Raw genomic sequence first — 22,398 nt, forward strand, 5'->3', positions numbered from 1 at the left:
CCAAGCGGTATTTGCAACGGGAGGCGGGATAAATCCGTCTGAAAGACGGGACTGGCCCGTAAATCAGCAAAATGAGGGGAGAAACCTGCCCCCGAAACGCAAAACAAGGTCGGCAGGTTGAAAAAAACGACTTGGAAATGGGGGCGGTGCAAACGGGGTTAATTGTTCAGCGTCTCCCTGAGGAATATCGAAACCATGAATACAAAGCTGCCCCCGAACAGATTCTTCACGTTCAAGGATGGTTCGCCGGAGGGTGACTTGGACGAAATGAGGCTCGCTATCTTCACTCGGCCCGACACTGCCGAGGGTGAAGTCATAGACGATGACAACAGCTACGCAGGTCTCCTGGATACAGAATCCAATGGCGTAATTTCTATCAAAATCGATGAGTCGCGCTTTAGGTTCACGCCTCAGCAGGCGACGGCGCTAGCCTCAGCACTCACTGAATTATCGAGAGCTGAAGGATGACTTTCCGCCTTCCCTTTGGAGAAGCGGCGATGTGAAACAGAAGCTCTACATCATGGGTGGGGAAGCTTTCGAAAAAATATTCCGATCGGGCTCAAGGTTTCTCAAAACGAACCGTTTTTCATATCTATGACATCTAGAGAAACCGGTTTTGAACCTACCAACGATCGCATTTTCACCCTCCCTGAAAGGCGCCGTGCCGTTTGCCGAGACCATCCAGGGTCATCGTCAACGCAGGGCGTGGGAGCGCTTGGTCAGCTACATCGCGTCCTCTGACTCCCCTTCCGACTTTGACAGAGCTGCAGCCTTCGCTGAGGGCTATGCGCAAGCGCTCGTTGATGGTGAGCAGATCGAAATCTCAACAGAGCGTGACTTACTGATCATCTCAATCGTTGATGAGTGGCGCCGTAATTTCATCCGCACCATTGGTTCGTCCACCTTTAGCACACCCCTCCTCCAAGGACATTCATGACTTCCAAATTTCAGCGCTACGCGGACGACGAAATTTCAGATCCCAGCCTCCGAATGCCACGTCAAATTTTGGCAACCAGCACCAACCAATATCCGATTGATATCCTCGTTTCTCGCTGGGAAAAACACTTGGTCGAACCATCTGTTGCTCACGAGAAGTACCCTTGGGCTGCGGGGTTCGTAATGGGCATTCCAGTTCCGTCTTGGCATCGCCCAGTAGTATGGAATCTGGGTCAAAAAGCTCGGTTCATCGTTTCTGTGTGGTCTGGAGGGGATCTCGGAAGCTATCTCACTAATGAGTGGTGTCATTCGGGTGCGGGGCCTGCAATGGCTGAAAGCAGCGATATTTTGATCGATGGCTTGCAGCGGTTGCATGGCCTTGAGGAATACCTTCTTGATCGCTTGGCAGTCCCAGATGCTCAAGGGCAACCAAGGGTTTGGTCTGATGTTGGCAATGGCGAACGGAAGCGTTTCTTGTCGACAGTCTTCACGCACGCACATGTATCGTCTGATGACGAATTGTTGTTGCGCAAGACTTATGATCTTTACGCCATGGGTGTAGCTCCTCGTACGAACGAACAGCGTGCGGTTCGCTAACCTAGATTTTATTTTTGGGCATGCCCCTCTGGGGATAGCTGTCGTAAACCAAGCCTCGTCTATCGACGGGTCTTGGCCCTGCGGGCTTCCATCCTCATGCCTGCGACCTTCCTGGTCTGCGCGCTCCGCTTGCATGATGACGTAGATCACTTCTCAGTTTGAACATTACCTGCAGCTCCCACATACTGCTTTTTTACCGCTGAGAAACGAGGCTAGGCGAATGGCATGGCTGCTGTGGAAAGACAAACGTCCTGAATGGGTGAAGGAAGAGGAGCGGGAATTCATCAAAGCTGCCAACAGTCTGAAAACTCTGCACGTGACGCCTACCGGTGGGATGAGGATTGATCCCGAAGAACTGCGAGATCAGATTATCGCTGGTCGGGAACGCCTCAAAGGCTTGGTTCAACGGTGACGTCTCTTGCTCTTCCCTCCCGATTCTTTCGCTCCCCGCAGGCCTTGAACAATGCCTCGCTTAGCCAGGCTGCATCAGCTTTCGTGAATGAGTAGCCCATGAAGGGAAAAATTAACTCGTGCCCACCATCTTGGATAGTGGCGACCACAATTGATGTCGTGCCAGAAGATGAATCCTCAAAAAAATCTCCGCTCGCGTCTTCAACATCGATTTCGCCAAACGCTGCGTACTGCATTCCGCGCATTCCGGCAAGGCTGCGAATTTTGAACAGGCCATTTGGCCGTTTTTTGACTTCGACTTGGTAGCCATCATCGTCGACAGAAATAGCCAGTGCTTCTTTCAAACATTCTGCGATTTCTTGAGCGACATCAAGGGTGACACTGCAACTCACAATGTCCAACTCGATCATGATCCGCGCCGACGGTAGCACTTCGATTGCGCATTTGTATTTCTCGTCAAAATCTAGGCCGCGCCAGCAGTCGAACTCTCTACAAAGACGAAAATCAGAAGATGCTTTTGAAGTCGGATGAAGCTTCATTGAAACGCCTTTTATGTATGCTCTTGTAAGTACAAACGGATGCGGTTCGAAAAACTTGAGATACTTTCTAAAGATATTTATCGACGGCAGAGCGATGAGCTTCCAGGTGCTGAATCTCCTGCGTCCAGAGATGGACGAATTTCTCCAAGTCGTGAAGATAAGGCCCCGCGTCGAGTCGAGTCGAACAGATACTCGCTTGTAGAAATCGTTCCCGCCACGGTTCGGGAATGCTGACCTCCCGAACAATTTGTAGGTTGCTCGAGTGGAACTCGGTGACGACGAGCCTGCGAAGCGCTTCTGCCTTCATCACTGGTGTCATTAACGTGTCGGCTTCGTCCTGGCGATCGATATCGTCAAGCACAGATACGACCGGAATAGCCTTGGGATCGCCTGGCAGAAGATCAGATAGCGCCCATAAAGCTTTCCTCCTGAGCTTCTCTCGCTCACGCAGATTCTGATCAACAGCACCGCTAGTCATTCGGCTCTCCTCATTAATGCGGATAGCCTGTCGTATCTCTTAGGTCTCCGACTACTTGGAATGAGCAATCCCAATGAAGCCGCCGGCCAAATCCTCCAGCTCCAGAGAATTCCTCCTCAAGGAACTCAATTGGCGAGTTCAGCTCATGCTGTATGTCTTCAAAGATTGAGTAGAGCTCAGGATGAGCGCCTGGACGTTGCACTTAAGCCCCTGCCGACGCGGTACAGCTTTCATCGTTTCAGTCCCGCAGGTGGAGCCTTTCCAATTCGGGTGGTTACTTGTTGCAAACGGGTTATACCCGGATTCGCGGCCTCTAGCTCTGGGCCGAAATCCTCCATGCGCACGTCGAAAATTGAAATGGCTATCTGCTCGCTACCGTGAGAATGGGAAATTAATCGGCGGTGCTCTTTATCGTAAGGAGCTTGGGCCGTCGAGCCGCCAAACTCTCCGATGTTTGCGATCAAAATATGCTGGTACATGTGGTATCTCAACGCCGCGACCATCCCATCGAACGTCTTCACATCCTTGTTCATGGCCGACACAACATACATGTGGCTTTCATCTCGCAGGTCTGCCGCCAACGCTAAATCTGTTGCGTCGAAACAGATGGATCCGGTCAAGCGGTAGGGTCTATCGCCTAAGCTCGAGGGGTCAGACAGTTCTATCACCACTTGATAAGGCCGCCAGGATTTAATTCCGAGTTCAACTTCCTCAGGCGTTAGGTGGAATTTACCTTGATCGACCTGCACCCAAGATCGACGGTTTGCGCGCCGCTGAGGGACTAACCATCGACCGGTGTTGATGGTTTCGCCTGTTCCTGGCTCCTTCGCTCCAAGCAACCCGTAGAACAGCATCGCACCGGTTGCGTCTGAAAATGCACGCATAAGGTCTTGATCGTCATCGTGAATGCTGAGCTCGGGAAACACTACCAAATCAAGATGCGGCTTCTGCGAGCGCCCCAACACGTAGTCCCGTGCGGCTAGATGCTTAGTAGTCAGATGCAGTAACGCAGCGGTATGGTTCCGATGTTTCTCTCTGTAGCCGGGCACCTCAAGACCATCAAGTCCGCTTTCAAAATGTGCGTGCATAGGCATCAATCCCTGAACCATCACGACACGTAGACCACGACTGCAGTTCAGAGGCCACTCAATCGGGTAACGGTAGATGGGTAGCCTACTACTCGCTCCAAAAATAACCGATTGGGCTTTAATACGTTTGGACACGGCGGATCGAAAGTCGCGACGTCTGAGCATAGTTGCAAACTCAGGGTCTTCATCCCCAGCAATACCTGGCCATCGAAGAAGATGAAGCAGCAGGTTCGAAAACCATGGGGTTATTGCCGCAGTAGTGCCGCCTAAACCTTCGGCGGTATGAAGCATACCCATGCGCCTTTTCTGCCAAGTACTGCGAAGCCCGGAGTACCAACCAGAGTCCTCACGAGCTAGCCAATGACGAGCGGTAAAATCTGGTTCGCCCGTAGCTGCTGCACGAAGCAACCGACCAAATGCGTACATCCAAGCATCTTTCGGACGACACCAAGATGGCGTGTCATAAGTGCCGTCTGTAGTCTTTACGTTGATAACGGCACGAGCTTCAAGATGAGCGTCTTTTGGGTTATTGAGCTGAGACCAATCTTTGCTCTGCACCTCGACGTTTAGCGGTGTCAGTTGCTTAGGGTCAAATCCCTTGATTGACTTGTCACGACCAATTGCTCGCGCGAGAACGAGTAGCGCGTTTTCTTGGCTGAAAAGTCCAATCGGGTGAGTAATGACTGTGAGAAGTGGTAGCCATGTCCGGACTGGGGGTAGGTCGAAACCATCCGACCATTTTGCCGACGCATATAAAAGCAGGTAGCGCGGTGCTCGCGAGATTAGGCCCTGCATTCCAGTGCGAGTAGAGCTCAGCAGCGCAGCAGATAGATCAGGGGATGTTTGTGCAATAACCTTCCAAGCGTTCGTAACGGCAGCTTTGGGCCACTCTTCGCTAAACCTAATAAACCATTTTTCGTAGTGAGAGATATCGCCGAGGAGTTGGTGTCCGACGAGCGACACGACGATTTCCTCTTGCGCAGTCACTTCATTACCGATTGCCCGGCTCCTTACGAATGCATTAAGCACTCGATAGAACCGTAATTCCGGGGCGTCTCCCGTCAACTTTGCGGTCTTGCGCAGCGAGGCCAAAAGTAGGCTTGCTTGTTGCTGCACATACCAAGGTACGTTCTTCATGCTCAATATACGATTTGCAAGATCCGCCAGGGCGCGCCGATAAGCATCTACGTCAGCCACTTTGAAGGTCGAGTCAAGCTCAGCTTGCCTACCCGTCTCTGTAGCTCCGGCTTTAAACAGATCCGCTAGTACATAGAAGGCGACGCGTCGGCCAAACTCATCCGATGAGGACGTCTCGATCTTGGTCATCAATGCCTGCTCAACGGACTCAAGCAGGTCTGTGCTGGGAAAAAGATCTAGTGCGTACCTCAGAACCTGCACCAATGAAGGGTTAACAGCCCACGCTGAAATCAACCGCCGTGCTACCGCTTGATAGTCATGGGTGAGTCCTTCCTTCGCATCCTTGGAGTTCATCGCTTCGTCTAACTCTGACAGGTCGGTCATGCTTCGCCGCATTCGTAGTGACCTAACAAGCCGATAAGCCGAAAATCTAGTCAATGTGTCGTCGCGCACTTCTAACTTCAACTTAGCTACTGAGGCAAGCCGCAGTGCATCGTTCACCTGAGGCGTACCGGCGTCCTCAATCAGACCAAGCTCGGCCAGGGACAGCAGTCCATTGAGACCTGCCTCCGTTTGCTTTAAGGAGTCCAGGTCAAAGGGCCCGCTCATTTGCTGCTGCAGCGCCTTCATTCGAGCAGCAGTACCAGACTCACTGCCTACCTCCGCTAATGGCTCAAGCTGAGTTTTCGCTGCATTAAGCCGCAAGAAAGCTTTTGGCTTACCTGCAGGTGTTGTGTGCTTTTTAAGGAGAGTTTGCACCCAATTACTGATCTCTCTGCTTATTGCAACCGGGTCTACTACCTCATCTTCCGTTGTGTCGACGGATATCACGAGCCTAAGATCGTCAACGTAACGGCAATAGTCATGTACTCGGAAACTTCTTCGTCCGGCTCGTCGGTCGATAAAACTACCTATCGCACGGTCAAAAGCTAGAAGATAGGCATTCGCAAAAAAACCGCTTCCCACAAGGCCTTGAGGTAAACCCTCGGGCAAGGTGTTATCCCTGAAAAGACCCGACAGTTGTTCGTCTTCCGGGCGCCATTGAAACTTTAGCGCTTCGCGCGCCGCTTCCCAAAAAAGCTCATCGGATTCATACCGCTCATCACCCGTGTTTTTCACGAGCGCCACATACTCTTCCCGCATCCTCAAAACGAGTAGGTCAATATCTATATTGTCAAAAAATGAGCGCAGATCGAGGCTGACGATAAATACGTTTTGCTCATCAGTCTCAACAGCGGTTGCTATGGCAATTGGTCGCTCTGCAAAACGCTGATAGTCTTGGAAGTATCGGCTGTATGTGTCTGAATTCCCCCAGGCGAACCTAGCGCTGAGGTGGTCACTCGACCAACTACAGAAAAGACGATTACCATAGCTATAAACCTTCGATGCTAAGGCCTCTGCTGGGCCCTGCGACGTGTCCCCCTGCGCAGACTCTATGCAGTTCGCGAGACACAACATAACTGCTGTAGCGACGGTCTGTTCTCTGATACCAATGTGAGCCAACGGTCGCAAAACAGGGGGGGTACCTTCTGACATCTCTCGCGGCCCCCAGCCGCCCTGCTCTTCGGAACGGAAGCACCAAAGTCCGTTTTTGGGAGCTGGTACGAGCCATGCTGGCGCCGTACGATAGCTTCCAGAAGCGATAGACCGAGACCATTCTGACAGGTTTCGCGACAAGCATACCGCTGACGCATCGAGCTCCAACACGTCCGCGTACCAATTATGGCGTCGAATGAAAGTGTGAGTTTTCTTCCAAGCCTGCGCTAGGACAACTTCATCCTGGAGTGTAGAGACGCGAGGCCATAATGTGTCGTACCGTGAATCCACGAGGCTCATCAATAATCCTTTAAATTGTTATGTGAAGCTATGGCTTCTGACTTCGAGATATTACCCAAAGCCTTCAACTTCCATCACTTGTCGGTACGACTTTGCCGAACTGAACTGATTTGAGACGGTCGCAAAGTCTGACAAGGTATCCTGATGTAGAAACCGAGCCAAGCAATCACCTCTGAAGCATCCGCACAATTCATCTAGCGCACCCTCCTGTTCGCCACCGGAAGTACCTTGAGGTCAGTGATGCCTAAATTCGATATCGACCTCAGTCGAGTGACCTACGAGTACTACATCACCGGCAAGGCCGCCATAAACTTCCCGAGACCTCACGCCACTTCGGGCGGATGGCACTACCTAGCATATTGGAACAGCGAGGTCGGTGAGGCGAAGGTGTCGCTTGCTGGTATCCACTACCCCGACACGAGATTTTGCTTTGGTGACACGGGTATCTTGAACGCTACCGATGAACTAGAACTGCGGGGGTGGAAGATCGATCGCCAGATCTATATGGCTGACCATTTCCGCGCGACGGGGGATATGGTTCTCAAATGGGTGTTCAGCCGTTCAGAGTTTTGCAATGTCGAGCTGTCCGAGTGGTTTCCGGACGATGATGATTTAGATGCCATGGTCGGAATGCTCGGAGGTGCCATCAATAAGCTGGAAAACGTTCAAGGTGATCGTCTCAGTCGATGGCTTGGTTCGCAGCTCCTGTAAGATGGTAGGAGACTTGTCTATTTGCTTAGGGACAAGGCATCACCCTTCACTCCTCCGCCCGTTAGCTCGTCAGGTCGCCATGATCAATACACAACTGCAGCAGATTCTTCCCCAGGTGATCAAAGTTGTGGAGCGGGCGGGTGTGTTATTGGCCGAGGAATGTGTCCGTCCGGAAGGCCGTAGGGGCTACGGTGATAAAGCTGAAATCGACGTCGAAATTGAGGTATTTCTCCGTGAGGAGTTGCTAAAAATTTTGCAATGCGATTGGTGGGGTGAAGAGACCGGCCACGTACTTTCCGGCAACTCCTTCTGCTGGGTGGTTGACCCGAATGACGGTACAAGTGATTTTCTGAAGGGACTGTCGGGCTCGGCTGTCTCGGTAGGACTACTTCATGACCTTCAACCTGTCTTGGGTGTGGTGCATGCGCCATTAACTCCGCATGGGAAGGCAGATAGCATCAGCTGGGCCGCAGGTATGGATCACTTGGTTAGGAATGGAGCCCCGATCTATGTCGACCTGTCGCAACAGGTGCTTTCGAAGGGGAGCATGGTGATGGTGAGCGCTGCTGCTGGCAACAAACCGCAGACCAATCGCGAGCTCTGTGCGCCGGCAGGTTTTTACCCCATGCCATCCATTGCATACAGATTGGCAAAAGTCGCTGCTGGTGACGGCGTTTGTGGACTTTCTCTGTATCCCGTGTCAGCCCATGACGTAGTCGCGGGGCATGCATTGCTGATTGGTGCCAAAGGCGTTTTGCTCGACGAGTCGGGCGAGTCCATCCAATACCGTACAGAGTTAGAAATGCTCAAGGTTTGCCAGCGATGCTTTGGTGGAGCTCCTAGCGTTTGTGTGGAGTTGGCGATGCGTGATTGGGCCAAGGTATTTGATCCGAGAGCGAGCTAGAGTGAATCCCGAAGCACCTAATGATTTGAGCAGAAATCTCCAATCATTTCTTTGGTCTTGCAGAGTAATTCAAGCGAGATCTTCTGATTGGGCTCAGCCCTCCACGTGCGGCCATTTCAAAATCGCTCAGAGGAAAACTACAGTTGAAGCACATTGCAGTGACGCTGCTCATCTTGCATTTGGATGCTGCTTTGCGGTTTTTCCAAAGGATTTCTCGTGCAGTGCTTTCTGAGATGTACGAGCAAAAACGGGATTACAATCCCCCTGTATTTACGTCCTCCTTCGGGAGCTGAAGCTTGGCCGTATCCTATTCAGATTTGCAGTTACTACCGCATGGAGACATCTGATGAAAGGCGAAGACCCGATCAATATCTATTTCAACGAACCAGCTAAGAGCCTCCTTTTCTCTCTGGCAGATAGGAAAGATCCAAACGGCTTGGCTACAGGCTCGGACGATACTTTCAAACACAGCATTTCAGCGGTCTTCACATTGTTTGCTTCGCTGTTGGATGAGCATACGCCTGACCTATATCCAGCAGAGTGGCAAATGATTGTGGATGCTCAGATCCCACTCCTTGATATGCACCGACTTCCGAGTTCTTTTCCCGAAATGAAAAGCAACTTAATCGTTGGAGTCGAAGATCTCACTGGTCGTGATGGCGAAATCCATAGTGGGCTTTTGGCGAATAAGCTCGCTGGCTTCTCCTCTATCCAGCTTTGTGCAATTTCGGTGCATGTGCAGCGGTATTTGGTAGCTAGGAAGAGAGGCCAGGATTACAAGTTTCCGGAGATTCAGTTCAAGGGTTGATCGACTGAGAGGCTTCGTTATCTTCGCGCGGACTGCAAGGGAGCGACCTGAACGTCCGCCGAAACCTTCATAGAATCTCGGAGGTTTTGGATCGGCTGGGCACCTAAACGGATCGATGAGTTCAAGTAAAAAAGAGTCTTTGCCAAGTAGATTTAGCTTGCCTTTCGATTCGCTAGCTAGAAAAATTTTTGGCGAAGTAATCAATCAGTGCCGACGCCTGCGTCCCTTTCCGAAATGCGAGCTGGCCCTCAATGTCTAACGAGGGCAGCATATGGATAAGCTGGTCATCGGCATAAAGTCCTAGCACTGCTCCCGGCTCAAGACCATCGCTGATACGGCCAGTAATTCTTTGCGCCGCCTCAATAGCCGCACCAATCATCACATCGGCGATCTGTACGGCAGGGCTACTCTTAGAGTCGACCTGAATGACCGACGTCAGCTTGAGTGGAAAGCGGATACTCGCGAGCTGCGATTGTCGAAACTCAGCGATGCCAACATGGTTGATCTGCCGTTGCAGCAGGTCGTGGTACGTCAGCAGATTTTTCGACTGGTCATGCTCTACTCGATAAGGGCCCTCCGCCATTACCTCCATGCGAGAAATCAGTGCAATCACAATCTCGAGAGCGATATCTGTGGTTACGCCAGGTGTGGCGATAGCTTCCAGGCACTCTGGGGCTGCATCGTGGGCCAATGGCCCCATCGCTTCGGGCAACTCCTGCCAACGGGTTTTTCGGGCGCACAGAACGAGATTGTCTATCGCTGAGGGGGTCTTGAGCTTCATCGCGTCTTGGAACGCTTTCTCTAGGTACATCATCGGTTGTCGGCCTAATAATTGCGGGCCGATGTAGTAGAGGATAGAGGCCAAGGAATAATTCTGGCCGTCGGCGTAAAAGTCGATTCCTCTCTCGTAATAAAAGGGTTCCACTGCATAGTCGAGAAACTTCAGGAGCAACATGAAGCGTTTGTCGCATACATAAGTTACGCATTTGTACTGACTGAGGATATCGCCCATCAGTCCCATTAATCGAGGATGGTTACCCGGGCGACGGGATAGCGCGCGATATTTCAATTCGGGCGCCTGGAGCTTTGGGAAGTGCTCGCGAATCAGGCGAGCAGCTTCATTGTCATCGATGGCTATCGCCGTTGCCCCTTGGAACGGTTGATCGTGGTTCAGAAGGTCAAAGCCCGTATAACCACTCTCGTCAATTCGGAAGCATTCCATGCGTGAACCTCATTGCTCGATGATGGAGGTGATCGTGACAGCCTAGCCCACTCTTTTCTTCAGAGCATCCAGGCGGCGCTTCACACCTATTTTGGGGTTCAGAGTGATCGCTTCCTCATAAACCTCGATCGCCTGATGAGCTTGCCCGAGTATCTCATGCGCAAAGCCCTGCACTTTCAATGCATTGGGTTTCCATGCAGGATTGGAATCAGCACCGAGTGACCTAGCTCGCATCACAGCTTCAAGAGCCTCGGAGGCGCGCTTATTTGATATGTCTTGTTCCCCCAAGATCTTTTCAGCTGCGCGGATGATACGGCTGTAGTCGGAGGACTCAAGATTGGCCTTACCTAGATTATTGCCATCGACGAAATCGCCGGTGCTGTCATACCTAAATTTGCCCACGCCCTTTACGTCCGCGATCAGGAGTTTCCTCTCCTCGTCGAAAATATAGGTTTCGAGGCCTTGTGTGCGGGGCGTCACACAGAACAGTTCTTTACCCGTCTCCAGGTCAAACAGTATGACTTTATAGCCGTGTTCAGTCTTGCTATTGGCGGTGGCGCAATAAGCGAGCTTTCCATTTTTTGAGATGCCACTCCCGAAGATGTTGGCCGTCAGCTCTTTGCTAACGATGGAATTGCCAGAGCAATCGAACACGTTGAACGTACCCGACAAAGAGCTGCCCAAATGCCAGTCTTCGAGACAGAACGATCCGTTGTCGGCAACTGAGCCATTATTTGGTCGTTGCATCTGCCCTTGCGCCGACACAACATCGCCGATCAGATCAGCTAAAATATAGTCCCCATAACCACTCTCTCGATGTCCCCCGCGGCCACTGGCAGGATCCGAGTCTCTCCAAGAAATCGCCCACTTCCTGGATTTGGAAAGACTATAGAGCCCAGCGTAACCGCTCGAGCTGACACTCAAAAAAGGCTTGGATACCTCTACAGTCTGAGTGCTGGATTGAATCGCCTTTCCCTTCGGTGGGATTACTTTCTTTTTCTTGAACAACCAGTCGAAAATCCCCATCTGTGCTCTCCTCCTTTTTTCCTTGATCGTGGTGGCGAGTTGGTGAAGCGATTCCTGGAGCTCGCACCTGAATTTGGCACTCAATGTCCTGATATCGAATGCGCCAACTCAACTGCCTCAGCATTCGCATACAGGGCGCGTTACTTTCTGGAACGATGGCCGGAACGCTCAGGATTCACAGCAGCCTTCGATCCAACTTTGCAGCTCCAAGCGCATTCCTGTGACGTATGACTGCTAGTAACAGCAATGGCACATGGCCGGTTTTTTTCGACAAAAATTGATGTCTTTTGGAATCAAAAAGTAGCCGCGACTGACGTCGCAAAGGTGCGATCAGCATACACAACACTGGCTTCGCCGCCCTCCATCAAGCATTCCAACGCAGAGAAACCGGAAAACAGCAGCCAAAAGATGAAAAGCAAAAGGAGCGCAAATCCATAGAGCAACATCAAGGCAATCGGGTCGATTGCCCCACAGCTCAAGGCAGGCCAAAAAACGGGGGGGCTTTTGGACAACGTCGCTTTTTGTTTGTTTTCAAATATAAGGTCTCCGGTTTGAAATTTTACTTTCAAGGGGGCGGGAAAAATATATTTTCGGTTTGTGTGACGAAAGCGTCTTGAAGAACCATTTTGTGAAGCCCAGAGCAGTAGATCAGGCGCCGAAAAGCCGCTGAAGCAGCTGCTCCGTCTGCGTTCCACTGTACCTTGCCTTCAGCTCATCAAGCTTGGCACCTCTGCGCTCGCCAGTAAGTAAGCTAAGCCCGTGCAACGCGTTAATGAGCTTCTCAGATTCGGCGTCCTGATCTCTCATAGTGATCCACGATGAGTTTGCCTGCTTGGCCAACGCTTCAGCCTTTCGGCTAAGGGTTTGTGACTCAATCAATCTGTTGCCATTCACTTCTGTCTTAAGCTGACTGATGACATTCTCGAGCTCATGCAGCTGCTCTGAAACGCGCTCCGCGCTATCAAGCGACACAGGACGCCCATCAACATAGATAGCGTCTTCTTGGACACAGTAGATTGCTAAAGGGCCGTCCCCTCCTCCCGTGCAGTCAAGCGCGAGAAAATTCCCCAATCTCAGCGGTTTCGGAATCCACGTATGTCCCGAGCAAACTCTCCAGATGCCTGGAACACCGTCACGATAATGCTTGATGATCCGTTCCCTGCCCCACAGCGCGATCTCTTCGATCTGAGTATTGTCTAGGCTCCCAACGAACTCTTGCCAAGAAATCCCTGCCGGCACGTCGGCGTGAACGACACCGACCAGGCCACGTGCGGACTGAATTTCTATGGCGGTGGGAAGCTGTTCCAGCTTCTCGATCACCATTCCTTTCGACTCATCGGCGATCGTTGCCCACCATCCCGCGCCGTGGGAGCTGTAACGTGCTTGTGGGTTTTCACGGTAAGCGTTTATCAGCATCTGCTCGTGATTGCCTTGGACACAAAAGAACCAAGGTTCACCGAGCAGTTTTAGACCATCCAGCATCCCAGGCCCGCGGTCAATCAGATCGCCTACAGCTATAACCCGATCAATCGCACTGTCAAAGCCGAGTGCACGAAGCCCCTTGTGGAGTTCGATGGTTTTGAAATGGATATCACCGACTACAAAGTCACGGCCCACTTCATTCTTGGGGAGTCGCAAAATCGTCTGCTTCATCTGGGATCTTAACTCCGGAGCAATCGCCAAGGGATCTACTTAGCAGCTCCATTGTACTCGCTCGTAGGGACAGAAAATTGGACACCGGCGAACCTGTCCTGCGCCATTTGTGCCTGCTGAGAGATGAACTAGGCTCTGAGCATCACTTTCAAGGAAGACTTTCATGTCCGATAACTGGAACTACAGAATCGCCACGGCTGACTCTCTGACATTGCTCCTACACAACCAGCACGCACTGGGTGCCGCAATTGAAGAAATAACCAAGTGGCTCTCAGAGAATGGCGTCGAAAGTGTCGCGGGTCATGCTATGTCAGCCATGGAAGCGTTGGATGCAAATGCTCAAGCCATCACAGATTCCATTTTGAGGATTCGACAGTCTTAGACGTTGCACCTGTCCTCGCACCAATCGCGTCATTGCCAACCAGATTGATAGATAAGGAGGTAGCCCCCCCAAATAGCGCGAGGGGTCTGCTCCTGTATCAGATATCAGGAATGCATCGAATGTCCGCCCATCATATCCACCCCTTTGATAGTTCAACTTTCGAAAAAAGCATTACAGGCGTTCATCAAAGCAGTTGCGTCATTTAAAGCTCGGTGTTGCTTGATTGTAGGCAGTAGGCGGTAAATGTCGCTGGCAGCCTCCCGGCCCACAAATACCTCCAAAGGCTTCAACTCGAAGGTGGGCATCAGATCTGCAGCTTCGTAGAGGGTGTCGAGCCAAAAGCCGTCTTGCGGTGAGTCGCTGCAAAGCAGCTGCCCTGATAACAGCTTATTCATTTTTCTCGCCACAACGACTGGGGTATCACCTTCCTGATGTAACTCATCTTGAGAGAGGCCGTGCATGTCTTGCGCATCGAACGACCAGTGCGTCCACTACAGGACTGGCTTGATAAGCGAGCAGAAGGAGGTCTCACTTGATACGACAGCGACCTCGATAGGATAGCTGCCAGGAGCTATCCCAGAGGCTTCAAAATCAATAAAAAACGAAGGCCGTTCCAACCTTGCTGCTCCTGCTTGAAGGCTGCGATTTTGAGCGGCTCCACCGACTGCTTGTGTGCTTGCGCCGCCATCGCTCGAACCAGCCGCTCTAGCTGGTAGGAGCCTGTGCAGCTCGGTGATTTTTCAGATGCTGCATCTCACGCTGCCATTCAGTCAGAAATTTATCCCAGTCTGTGGCGTAGGGGCCGTGAGGAACTCTGGTCGACCCGATGCTTGCTTGGTGGAAACGCTCTCTCCAGGGTTACGGAATAGCCTGCTCCAAGATGATGTCGATTCCGGAGTTGTGGTGCATCACCGAGACAGAGTTACGAACCTCAATGAGTTCGAGTGGCTTATCGCTAAAGGGCGTGCCTTTGCGCTCTTGGTCGTCGCAGCCATCAAGGATGACAAGGAGTTCGAATGCATTGGGATCACCGGGATGGAGGCTGGCAAGCGCCCACAGAACCCTTCGCCTAGCTCTCTCACGCTCGCGAAGTGAGTCGCTGGTCATTTCTGCCTCCTTTTGACAAGGCTTGTCGGTGGTTATGGCGTGCCGCCTTCGGCGGATGGCTGGCGTGAACCGAGCCGTGGCAAGCCACGTCTCGTCCCTACGGGCTTTCATCCCGCACGCCTGCGCGCTCCGCTTGCCTGCTGAACTGCACGGTAAGGATAGTCCTGCGCAGCGATCCTGAAGCCGGGGCGGGTGTAAGCTTGCCCTACGTACAGGACTATTACTTGTGAAGCTTACTGAAGCGACTCGATAGCGCTGCGGCTTCGGTACCTGCCCTCGTACCCCCGCAGCCCGCTGATGGACAGTTCTAGGGGACGGAGGCGATAAACGTTAAAGGGAGCACCCCTGTCGAAACGTCCTTTTCCTTACTCAGCGGCGAAAGAGACGGTCTAGAACCAGCAGAGCAATTGCACCAATCGCGATTGCAGCAACTGGTTTCTCTTTAACGAACGTGGATACGCTGTCCAGGGCATCGCCATAGGTTTGAGTCAGCTGACCGGCAGCTTGGCGTCCCGCACCTTCGGCTTCCAGCTTCGAATCACCAAGCAGTTTTCCGACTGCGCTTTGGGCTTTACCGGCAACCTTTTCTACAACGCCTTCTACCTGCTCACTTCTCATGATTGATTAAACCTTCGTATAAGTTGGAAGCTCAGAATGAGTGAACTGCGATGGCTACCATCCGATAGCCATCCCAGCGAAACGGTGTTACCGCCTAGAACTACTTTTTGTCTACGGCGTCTTTGACCTTGCCAGCCACTTGCTGTGCTTCACCTTTCTTTTCTTGGATGGCACCTTCGACCTGTAGCTTCTCATTGCCTGTGACTTTGCCGACACCTTGCTTCACGTTACCGATAGCTTCGTTGGCCAGGCCTTTGATTTTGTCTGAAGTACCACTCATGGCTGTCTCCCGGTTAGGAATAGGTGTCCTATCTGGACAGAAAAATTGACTGGCGACTGCGACCGGGAGTTCCACGGTTGACGACTACCACTCGTCGCCGGCCCTTCGAGTGCTATCTGGAAACAGATACATCGCTGTTCGGATGGAGAAACAATTTCTTGCTGTCCAAGCTATCAAAACAGCATGATCGCCCTACTGCCCTCAGCGATGCATAATCAGATGCCCCACATTCCTGCCCCCTTTCCTCCGAACGAGGATGAAAGAGCCCTGTCGCTAGAGCATCTCGGGGTGCTGGACTCAGCTCCGGAGAAAGAATTCGACGATATCGTCGTGCTCGCGAGCACCTTGTGTGAAGTACCGGTCGCGCTGGTTTCTCTGGTGGATAGAGAACGTCAGTGGTTCAAGGCGTGCGTCGGGCTGGACGTGAGGGAGACGCATCGGGATCTGGCGTTTTGCGCGCACGCGATCCTGGCTCCCGCCGATGTGTTGACTGTCGAAGATGCCAGACTCGACCCGCGCTTTGAACACAGCGCGCTGGTGCTTGGCCCGCCCTACATTCGCTTTTACGCGGGAGCTCCTATCATTGACGATACGGGGCACGCTCTGGGTACGGTGTGCGTGATTGATACCAAGCCGCGAACCCTGACAGCACCACAGCGCACGGCATTGTTGGCATTGGCGAGACAGACCGCTTCGTTGTTGCAATTGCGCCTGCTCAGACATCAAATAGAGCGTCGAGCAGAAATGCTTGAACAAGAACTGGCTCAGGCGAATGCACTTAATCAAGTGGCCGAAGAGTCACTGCGTCACGCCAAGCGTATCTCCTCCTTGGGAATGGTCACGGCCAGTATTGCGCACGACTTCAACAATATTCTTCAAGCGCTAAGCGCAAGTTTGCAGATGATCCGCTTGCGCGCCAGACGACCAAAAGCCGTCGAGCAATTTAGTGATACCGGATTGCAGGCGGTCGAACAGGGACGGCAGTTGGTCAATCATCTGCTTTCTTGTGTTCGACTCGACAGCCCAAATTTGGTGTGCGTTGACGTTAATGCTCGACTTGATGCAATGCGCGATTTGTTGTTTCACACCGCGACCGAAAGTGTTGAGCTGACTTTCGACCTGTCAGCCCCCGACACCGCAGTGATGTGTGAAGAAGCCCAGTTGAATGCAGCTGTCTTGAACCTTCTCACAAATGCCAGGGATGCGCTCGGGTCAGCAGGAAGTATCTGCATTTCAACGCGACTGATGCGGGTTGATGATGACGTAACACTGGCTGGAGGCAATTACGTCGTGCTCAGCGTCACTGATACCGGGCCAGGTATACCAGATGACCTGGCGGCTAAAATTTTTGATCCTTTTTTCACCACAAAGGAAAGAGGAAAAGGTACGGGCTTGGGCTTATCGCAAGTCCGTAAGTTCGCAGAGAACGCTGGGGGCACCGTCATGGTTGATAATGCACCCGACAAGGGAACAGTCGTATCTTTGTACTTGAAATCATTGGGTCGAATCGACTCTGCGATTAATCCCACATAATCATCGTGGCTTAAGTAACCTTCTTTACATGATTTGCCTGTATGCCGGCCTGATACGCTGTTGTTCCGTAAGTGTATGGCCAATACAGGTTGTGCGATCAACGGTCTGATCCGTAGATGTTAGAATCAGTGGCAAGTCTGACCTAACGCGGGCGCGAATTGGGCGTTTTGGGACGTCAACCTTGGATAACCAGACGGGCCGGAAGGTGCAGTAATGTTTCTTAGTCTTGAAGTTCGCAGCTATGAGAGGGAAGACCGTCACCACCACCACGAGCATGCTCAATTGGTACTGCCGATTCGTGGCGAAATGGAAATTGACGTAAACGGTCGCGGCGGCTGCATTGATCAGTCATTGGCAGCGCTTGTGACACCTGGCTCGATCCATTCGCAGCAGACTAACCTCGATAGCCGTTTTTTAGTTTTGGACTGTGCGCCGACGATTATGGAAACGCTTCAGATCGAGCGTCTTGCTCAAAAAATATATGTGCCCATTTCCCCCGCTACTCGTCGGCTTATAGAGTTCGCTGAGCTAATCGGCAATGCACAATTGTCCATCGCGGCCTCCCAATTGGGGCCTCTGCTTTTATCGTCTCTAAATCCGGATATCTCCCGCTTTCCAGACCCCATGAAGCAGTTGATCGCTCGTATTCAGGCGGATCCTGGAGCGAACTGGAGCAATGAACGCATGGCTCAAGTAGCAAAAATGAGCATGAGTCAGATGCACCAACGTTTCCGGCTAATGTTCGAGATGAGTCCGCAAGTTTGGTTGACTGATTTACGCCTGCAAGAAGCTCAACGATGGTTGCGTGGAACCTCATTGACCATATCCGAGATTGCCTTGCGTGCCGGCTTTAGCGACCAGGCATCGCTGACCCGTGCCATGCAGCGCGTGAGGGCCACGACCCCGGCGGTTTATCGTAAAACGCAAAAACAGTCTGGGTAAAAAATCCCGTAGTTACCGACAATACTCCCCGAATCAGTTGCTCCAGACTTTACCCATAACGCTTTGGAGCGCGGATGAAATGCTTGCTGATCGATTACTGCTAAAGGGCATTGTCTACGGAGTTTGCGCGGGCCTGTGTTGGGGAGTGATCTTCCTCGGCCCCCAGCTCACCCCGGGGCTGAGCGGACTGCAATTCGCCGTTCTGAGATTTCTCTGCTACGGCGCGATTTCGGTGGCCTTGCTTATGCCCCGCTGGAGGCGCGTTTGCGCCAATCTCACTATCGCCGACTGGAAGTCACTCTTCTGGCTTAGCCTGATTGGGAACCTCATTTACTACACGCTAGTGGGCACCGGTGTGCAGTTGGTTGGCATTGCCACAACGTCTCTGATCGTCGGACTCATTCCCGTGTTCGTCACGCTGGCAGGTCGTCATGACGTCAACGCAATTTCTTTGCGCCAGCTAACTCCCTCGCTGTTCTGCGCTGTGGGCGGGGTCGTACTCATCAGCTGGCACGCACTGATCAACGGCGACAAGCCAGATATACTGACAAACGTGGCCGGAATTCTATGCGCAGCGGGCGCGTTAGTGACATGGAGTTGGTTCGCAGTGAGCAACGCTCGGCGGCTGGCTCAGGTAACCAGCGTTTCCGCCCATGACTGGGCACTGCTGACAGGGGTCATGACTGGCGCTCAGTCACTGCTTTTGGCGGTACCTGTCCTGGGCTGGCAGGTCGGAACGCATGACAACTCCGAATGGCTACACTTTGTCATGGTAGCCGGTGGCGTAGCGTTTTTATCTTCGGTTGTGGGTAATGCGTGCTGGAATCAGGCGAGCCGACTTCTACCACTGGCACTAAGCGGACAAGTGCTCGTGATTGAGACGTTAGCGGCGCTGGTTTTTGGATTTCTATGGGAGCATCGGCTGCCCGACTTACATGAAATTGCGGCGATTGCACTTCTGGTCACCGGTGTCTTGTGGTGTCTGAATTGTCATCGTACTCCCCGTCACTCTCCGGCTGTTTAACTCGTACAGAGATGCTATAGCGACAGGAATACTGACTACCCCTACCAGTTGTGATTAATTGGTCACCCACTATGCGGTAGCAACTGATCGATCTCACTCGCCCGGTGCGTCGGTAGGCGCGTGAGAACATCCTTCAGATACGCATATGGATCATAACCATTCAGCCGCGCAGACGGGATCAAGGTCATGATTGCCGCCGCCCGTTTGCCGCTGCGCAGTGATCCAGCGAAGAGCCAGTTTTCGCGTCCAAGAGCCCATGGCCTGATTTGGTTTTCGGCCCAATGGTTGTCAATGGGTACTGCCCCGTCATCGATGTAGCGTGATAGCGCTGCCCAGCGTTTCAGGCTGTAATCGAGTGCTCTGCTGATGGCTGAGCCTTCGGGCACCAGATCGCGCTGGGCGCTCATCCAGGCATGGAGCATGTTCATCACCCGTACAGCTTTTTCTTGTCGTATTCGACGCCTTAAATCCGGCTCCAGATCGCGGACTTCGCCTTCGATTTCGTACAGAAACTGGATATAACGCAGGGCTTACTCGGAAGATGGATAGGTCGCAGAGCACACCCGCGAGTATTACCCAGGCGTGACCGTACCACTTGGCGTCCACAAACTCTCCCTCGTAGGTTGCCCCTGGAATGTTCCCCCTGCATTCGAAAGCATACTGGCCGTTAGTCAGCAGATCACGGGTCATGCAGAGTGAATGCCTTCCGCAGAATGCTGCTCCCATGGTGGGCATGGTGACCAAGCCTCCACGAGCTTATCGATGAAGAGTCGAATTTTTGGAGAGAGGTGCCGCTTGCTAGGGTAGATCACCCGAATAGGCTCTGCGGCCTCTGCATACCCAGCGAGCAATTGAACAAGCTTGCCGCTCCTCAAATCGTCGTTCACCACGTAGGAAGGAAGAGTCGCGATGCCCAGGCCAGCTACAGCTGACTGGTGTAATGACTCAGCACTGTCCATCTGTAGCCTTCCACCATGAGTAACGGACACAGAGCTACCATTCAAGCGAAAATTCCAAGGAAGCAATCTCCCACCACTCACGAAATGCAGGCACTGGTGCTCGGATAAATCCTCCGGCGTTTTAGGCTCGGCGTGCTCAGCCAAATATTTGGGGGAAGCGCAGGTAATCATTTGTTGGTAGGCCACAGTGCGCGTTAACAACCGAGAATCTTCCTTCGGTGGCCCGATGCGCATGTGTTCGCGGACGTCACCGGTCTTCCACCAATCTTGGTGCAGATCGGCGAGAACGAGCTGATGTTGAGTGATGCAGTGCGCCTTGCAACTCACCTGGCTGATAACCGCGTTCGCGTGAACCTAGAAGTATGGCCAGCGATGTTCCACGCCTGGCACTTCTACGCCACCATGCTGCCAGAAGGTCAGCAGGCTATGGAGAGTTCCGTTCGCTTCATCGAGGCTGCCTTGGGCGACGCTAACCGCTAAAACGCAGAACAACCGCGATAGCTTTGTGGCTGTCGCAGTGCTACACGTCCCAACCATCAAGCCGCTAGATGAGCAAACCATCTTGGCTGAAGCCCGAAAGTCCGGACGTTTGGTAGTCACAGCCGAAAACAGCTCGATTATCGGTGGACTCGGCGAGGCTGTTGCAGGGTTACTTCTGCGTAACGGCGTAACTCCTACCTTCCGGCAAATCGCTTTACCCGACGCATTCCTGGAGGCGGGCGCACTGCCGACGCTACATGATCGGTATGGCATCTCAACAGCAGCTGTATGTGCGCAAATCAAAGCTTGGCTGTAGGCCTCTGTGCAAGGCGCCTTAGTTTGAGGCGCCTTTTGCAAGGTTACATTGCGTGGCATAGGAAAATGCTCAACTACATAATCCGTTCCTGCAGCCTTTTAATTACCGGCGCGGAAGTCTGGTAGCTGACGATGCTACACGACAGAAAATCACGACGTACAAGGGATACAACAGCATCAGGTATCTTTCGACCAACGAGGAGCGAGAGAGCAAACGCGTTAGTTTTTTTAAGCACCAAAAAAAAGGGCCCTCCCGGGCCCATTTATTCGAGCGCTAAAACTACTTGTTGAGCCAGGACTCAACAGTCGCCGCGCCGTGATCACTTTTCCACTGTTTCAAGCCTCTGTGATTACCACCTTTCGTCTCAATGGTTTCACCGGTGTGTGGGTTCTTATAAACCTTCACCTGGCGGGCCTTGCGTTTGGCTTTAGGCTCGGATACTGGAGCGCGACGACCTGCTTGTGGATCAAGCAGATTGATCACGTCTTTCAGGCTGTAGCCGTATTTTGCGAGCAAATCGCGCAGCTTCGTTTCGAATTCAATTTCTTTCTTAAGACCAGCGTCGCCCTTCAGGGCCTCAAGCGCTTGAAGCTGTTCGGCGAGATGTTTTTCAAGCTGGCGAAATTCTGCGAGTTTGGACATGGGAGTTTCCTGAGCAATTAGTATTGTCACGTTACATCAGAATAGACACTCGAATGAAGGAGAAGACTCAACTCTAAGAATCTATAAGATGCTTGGGTATCCTTCGTATATGATTGAATCAATGCGCTACCGGTAGGCGCGTAAGCAAAGGCTGGAGGGCGCAACAAATTGGGATCGCCCACTATCGCGTTACAGCTTGAAACGCGAAACGACAGTACGCAGTTCCCCTGCCAGCAGCGACAGTTCCTCCGCAGTCACAGCGTTGTCTTCTATGCCCTCCATCAATGCAAGGCTACCGTTACGAATCTCAGTCACATTGCGATTGATATCCTCCGAGACGGCGTGCTGCTGAACTGCCGCGCTCGCTATCTCGGTGTTCATCGCTACGATTTGCTCAACGCCGTCATTGATTGCATCCAGGCTAGTCGAGGCCTGATCAGCGGATTCGATGCATTCCTGCGCGCGCAGTTTGCCCGCTTTCATTTTGCTCGACGGCGCCGCCTGTCGCCAGTTGCAGCTCTTGGATAATCCGGCGGATCTCTTCAGTGGAGTTTTGTGCGCGCGAGGCCAGAGTTCTGACCTCGTCGGCGACCACCGCGAATCCTCGACCCTGCTAAGGCTTAGGCACAATCATCGGGCCTGCTAATAACTTCTCGTCATTACCTGACGCTGCAAAATGGTTGCTTACCATTGGCATGCTACTGGGAAGGCTGGAGATACTCACCGTCCTGGTACTCGTAAAACCGGTTTTTTGGAGGTATTAGTCCTA

General features: G+C 52.4%; 23 protein-coding genes and 7 pseudogenes. 15 read left to right on the top strand and 15 right to left on the bottom strand.

From position 1 onward, the window contains the following. The 5 genes and pseudogenes from HX783_RS29940 to HX783_RS10545 all read left to right on the top strand — a co-directional run. A pseudogene (locus HX783_RS29940) lies at positions 1-158 on the top strand (IS5/IS1182 family transposase); the annotation flags it as partial. A 37-nt stretch (positions 159-195) separates the two neighbouring features. Next, the gene (locus HX783_RS10530) at positions 196-468 is read left to right on the top strand and encodes a hypothetical protein (RefSeq protein ID WP_177016841.1); all 273 of its coding nucleotides are present in this window, start codon (positions 196-198) and stop codon (positions 466-468) included. A gap of 148 nt (positions 469-616) precedes the next feature. Next, positions 617-937, top strand: a complete 321-nt coding sequence (locus tag HX783_RS10535; protein WP_177016842.1) for a hypothetical protein — start codon at positions 617-619, stop codon at positions 935-937. After that, entirely contained in the window at positions 934-1,533 is a 600-nt protein-coding gene (locus HX783_RS10540) for a hypothetical protein (RefSeq protein WP_177016843.1), read from the top strand. Before HX783_RS10535 ends, HX783_RS10540 begins: the two co-directional genes overlap by 4 nt. A gap of 220 nt (positions 1,534-1,753) precedes the next feature. Beyond that, positions 1,754-1,945 carry a hypothetical protein gene (locus HX783_RS10545; RefSeq protein WP_177016844.1) on the top strand — a complete coding sequence of 64 codons (192 nt, stop codon included), beginning with the start codon at positions 1,754-1,756 and terminating at the stop codon, positions 1,943-1,945. Here the strand turns inward: HX783_RS10545 and HX783_RS10550 are convergent. From HX783_RS10550 to HX783_RS10560, 3 genes are all read right to left on the bottom strand, one after another. Further along, complete coding sequence (locus tag HX783_RS10550; protein WP_177016845.1) at positions 1,923-2,483, bottom strand: hypothetical protein; 561 nt, start codon at positions 2,481-2,483, stop codon at positions 1,923-1,925. The genes HX783_RS10545 and HX783_RS10550 overlap by 23 nt on opposite strands. 67 nt (positions 2,484-2,550) lie before the next feature. Next, positions 2,551-2,961 (bottom strand): hypothetical protein, encoded by a 411-nt coding sequence (locus tag HX783_RS10555; RefSeq protein WP_177016846.1) that lies wholly within the window; start codon positions 2,959-2,961, stop codon positions 2,551-2,553. Between the two features lie 230 nt (positions 2,962-3,191). After that, a complete protein-coding gene (locus tag HX783_RS10560) occupies positions 3,192-6,314 on the bottom strand; it encodes an RNA-directed DNA polymerase (protein ID WP_177016847.1) in 3,123 nt (1,040 codons plus the stop codon). 948 nt (positions 6,315-7,262) lie between these two features. Between HX783_RS10560 and HX783_RS10565 the strand changes: the two genes are divergently transcribed. The 3 genes from HX783_RS10565 (at position 7,263) to HX783_RS10575 (ending at position 9,445) form a co-directional block, all read left to right on the top strand. Continuing rightward, a complete protein-coding gene (locus HX783_RS10565) occupies positions 7,263-7,733 on the top strand; it encodes a hypothetical protein (RefSeq protein ID WP_177016848.1) in 471 nt (156 codons plus the stop codon). A gap of 79 nt (positions 7,734-7,812) precedes the next feature. Beyond that, entirely contained in the window at positions 7,813-8,637 is an 825-nt protein-coding gene (locus tag HX783_RS10570; protein ID WP_177016849.1) for an inositol monophosphatase family protein, read from the top strand. A gap of 346 nt (positions 8,638-8,983) precedes the next feature. Next, the gene (locus HX783_RS10575; protein WP_177016850.1) at positions 8,984-9,445 is read left to right on the top strand and encodes a hypothetical protein; all 462 of its coding nucleotides are present in this window, start codon (positions 8,984-8,986) and stop codon (positions 9,443-9,445) included. Positions 9,446-9,617: 172 nt separating this feature from the next. Here HX783_RS10575 and HX783_RS10580 read toward each other — a convergent pair whose 3' ends face one another. The 4 genes from HX783_RS10580 to HX783_RS10595 all read right to left on the bottom strand — a co-directional run bounded on the left by HX783_RS10580 (position 9,618) and on the right by HX783_RS10595 (position 13,346). After that, positions 9,618-10,667 (bottom strand): DUF3800 domain-containing protein, encoded by a 1,050-nt coding sequence (locus HX783_RS10580; RefSeq protein ID WP_177016851.1) that lies wholly within the window; start codon positions 10,665-10,667, stop codon positions 9,618-9,620. A 42-nt stretch (positions 10,668-10,709) separates the two neighbouring features. Further along, the gene (locus HX783_RS29945; protein ID WP_256347142.1) at positions 10,710-11,693 is read right to left on the bottom strand and encodes a tetratricopeptide repeat protein; all 984 of its coding nucleotides are present in this window, start codon (positions 11,691-11,693) and stop codon (positions 10,710-10,712) included. A 293-nt stretch (positions 11,694-11,986) separates the two neighbouring features. Further along, positions 11,987-12,388, bottom strand: coding sequence for a hypothetical protein (locus tag HX783_RS10590; RefSeq protein ID WP_177016840.1), 402 nt, complete (start codon positions 12,386-12,388; stop codon positions 11,987-11,989). Then, a complete protein-coding gene (locus HX783_RS10595; protein WP_177016852.1) occupies positions 12,342-13,346 on the bottom strand; it encodes a metallophosphoesterase in 1,005 nt (334 codons plus the stop codon). Before HX783_RS10595 ends, HX783_RS10590 begins: the two co-directional genes overlap by 47 nt. Before the next feature lie 163 nt (positions 13,347-13,509). Between HX783_RS10595 and HX783_RS10600 the strand changes: the two genes are divergently transcribed. Beyond that, positions 13,510-13,728 carry a hypothetical protein gene (locus HX783_RS10600; protein WP_177016853.1) on the top strand — a complete coding sequence of 73 codons (219 nt, stop codon included), beginning with the start codon at positions 13,510-13,512 and terminating at the stop codon, positions 13,726-13,728. Between the two features lie 152 nt (positions 13,729-13,880). Here the strand turns inward: HX783_RS10600 and HX783_RS10605 are convergent, their stop codons facing one another. The 4 genes from HX783_RS10605 to HX783_RS10620 form a co-directional block, all read right to left on the bottom strand. Then, entirely contained in the window at positions 13,881-14,189 is a 309-nt protein-coding gene (locus HX783_RS10605; RefSeq protein WP_177016854.1) for a hypothetical protein, read from the bottom strand. Between the two features lie 397 nt (positions 14,190-14,586). Beyond that, positions 14,587-14,835: a hypothetical protein gene (locus HX783_RS30240; protein ID WP_371317671.1), complete on the bottom strand. Its 249-nt coding sequence runs from the start codon at positions 14,833-14,835 to the stop codon at positions 14,587-14,589. A 369-nt stretch (positions 14,836-15,204) separates the two neighbouring features. Further along, on the bottom strand, positions 15,205-15,453 hold the full coding sequence (locus tag HX783_RS10615; protein WP_083221824.1) for a CsbD family protein: 249 nt from the start codon (positions 15,451-15,453) through the stop codon (positions 15,205-15,207). Positions 15,454-15,553: 100 nt separating this feature from the next. Further along, the gene (locus tag HX783_RS10620) at positions 15,554-15,733 is read right to left on the bottom strand and encodes a CsbD family protein (protein WP_003191424.1); all 180 of its coding nucleotides are present in this window, start codon (positions 15,731-15,733) and stop codon (positions 15,554-15,556) included. A 219-nt stretch (positions 15,734-15,952) separates the two neighbouring features. Between HX783_RS10620 and HX783_RS10625 the strand changes: the two genes are divergently transcribed. The 3 genes from HX783_RS10625 to HX783_RS10635 all read left to right on the top strand — a co-directional run bounded on the left by HX783_RS10625 (position 15,953) and on the right by HX783_RS10635 (position 19,232). After that, on the top strand, positions 15,953-17,266 hold the full coding sequence (locus HX783_RS10625) for a sensor histidine kinase (protein ID WP_032901073.1): 1,314 nt from the start codon (positions 15,953-15,955) through the stop codon (positions 17,264-17,266). Between the two features lie 213 nt (positions 17,267-17,479). Then, entirely contained in the window at positions 17,480-18,208 is a 729-nt protein-coding gene (locus tag HX783_RS10630) for an AraC family transcriptional regulator (protein WP_003191427.1), read from the top strand. Positions 18,209-18,287: 79 nt separating this feature from the next. Further along, positions 18,288-19,232 (top strand): DMT family transporter, encoded by a 945-nt coding sequence (locus tag HX783_RS10635; protein WP_177016855.1) that lies wholly within the window; start codon positions 18,288-18,290, stop codon positions 19,230-19,232. A gap of 62 nt (positions 19,233-19,294) precedes the next feature. Here HX783_RS10635 and HX783_RS10640 read toward each other — a convergent pair. After that, positions 19,295-19,762 (bottom strand): annotated as a pseudogene (locus HX783_RS10640) (transposase); the annotation flags it as partial. 156 nt (positions 19,763-19,918) lie between these two features. Then, positions 19,919-20,425: pseudogene (locus tag HX783_RS10645) on the bottom strand (substrate binding domain-containing protein); the annotation flags it as partial. On the opposite strand from HX783_RS10645, the pseudogene HX783_RS10650 reads away from it, so the two are divergent. Then, positions 20,426-20,671 (top strand): annotated as a pseudogene (locus tag HX783_RS10650) (alpha/beta hydrolase); the annotation flags it as partial. 25 nt (positions 20,672-20,696) lie between these two features. Next, a pseudogene (locus HX783_RS10655) lies at positions 20,697-20,987 on the top strand (transketolase C-terminal domain-containing protein); the annotation flags it as partial. A gap of 279 nt (positions 20,988-21,266) precedes the next feature. On the opposite strand, the gene HX783_RS10660 reads toward HX783_RS10655, so the two are convergent. Together HX783_RS10660 and HX783_RS10665 are read right to left on the bottom strand one after the other, a co-directional pair. Then, complete coding sequence (locus tag HX783_RS10660) at positions 21,267-21,629, bottom strand: histone-like nucleoid-structuring protein, MvaT/MvaU family (protein ID WP_056859809.1); 363 nt, start codon at positions 21,627-21,629, stop codon at positions 21,267-21,269. Positions 21,630-21,818: 189 nt separating this feature from the next. Beyond that, positions 21,819-22,242: pseudogene (locus HX783_RS10665) on the bottom strand (methyl-accepting chemotaxis protein); the annotation flags it as partial. 4 nt (positions 22,243-22,246) lie between these two features. Here HX783_RS10665 and HX783_RS29800 point away from each other — a divergent pair. Then, a pseudogene (locus HX783_RS29800) lies at positions 22,247-22,393 on the top strand (potassium transporter TrkH); the annotation flags it as partial. Positions 22,394-22,398 lie beyond the last annotated feature (5 nt).

This window comes from Pseudomonas sp. D2002 (assembly GCF_013385735.1).
Classification (GTDB): domain Bacteria; phylum Pseudomonadota; class Gammaproteobacteria; order Pseudomonadales; family Pseudomonadaceae; genus Aquipseudomonas.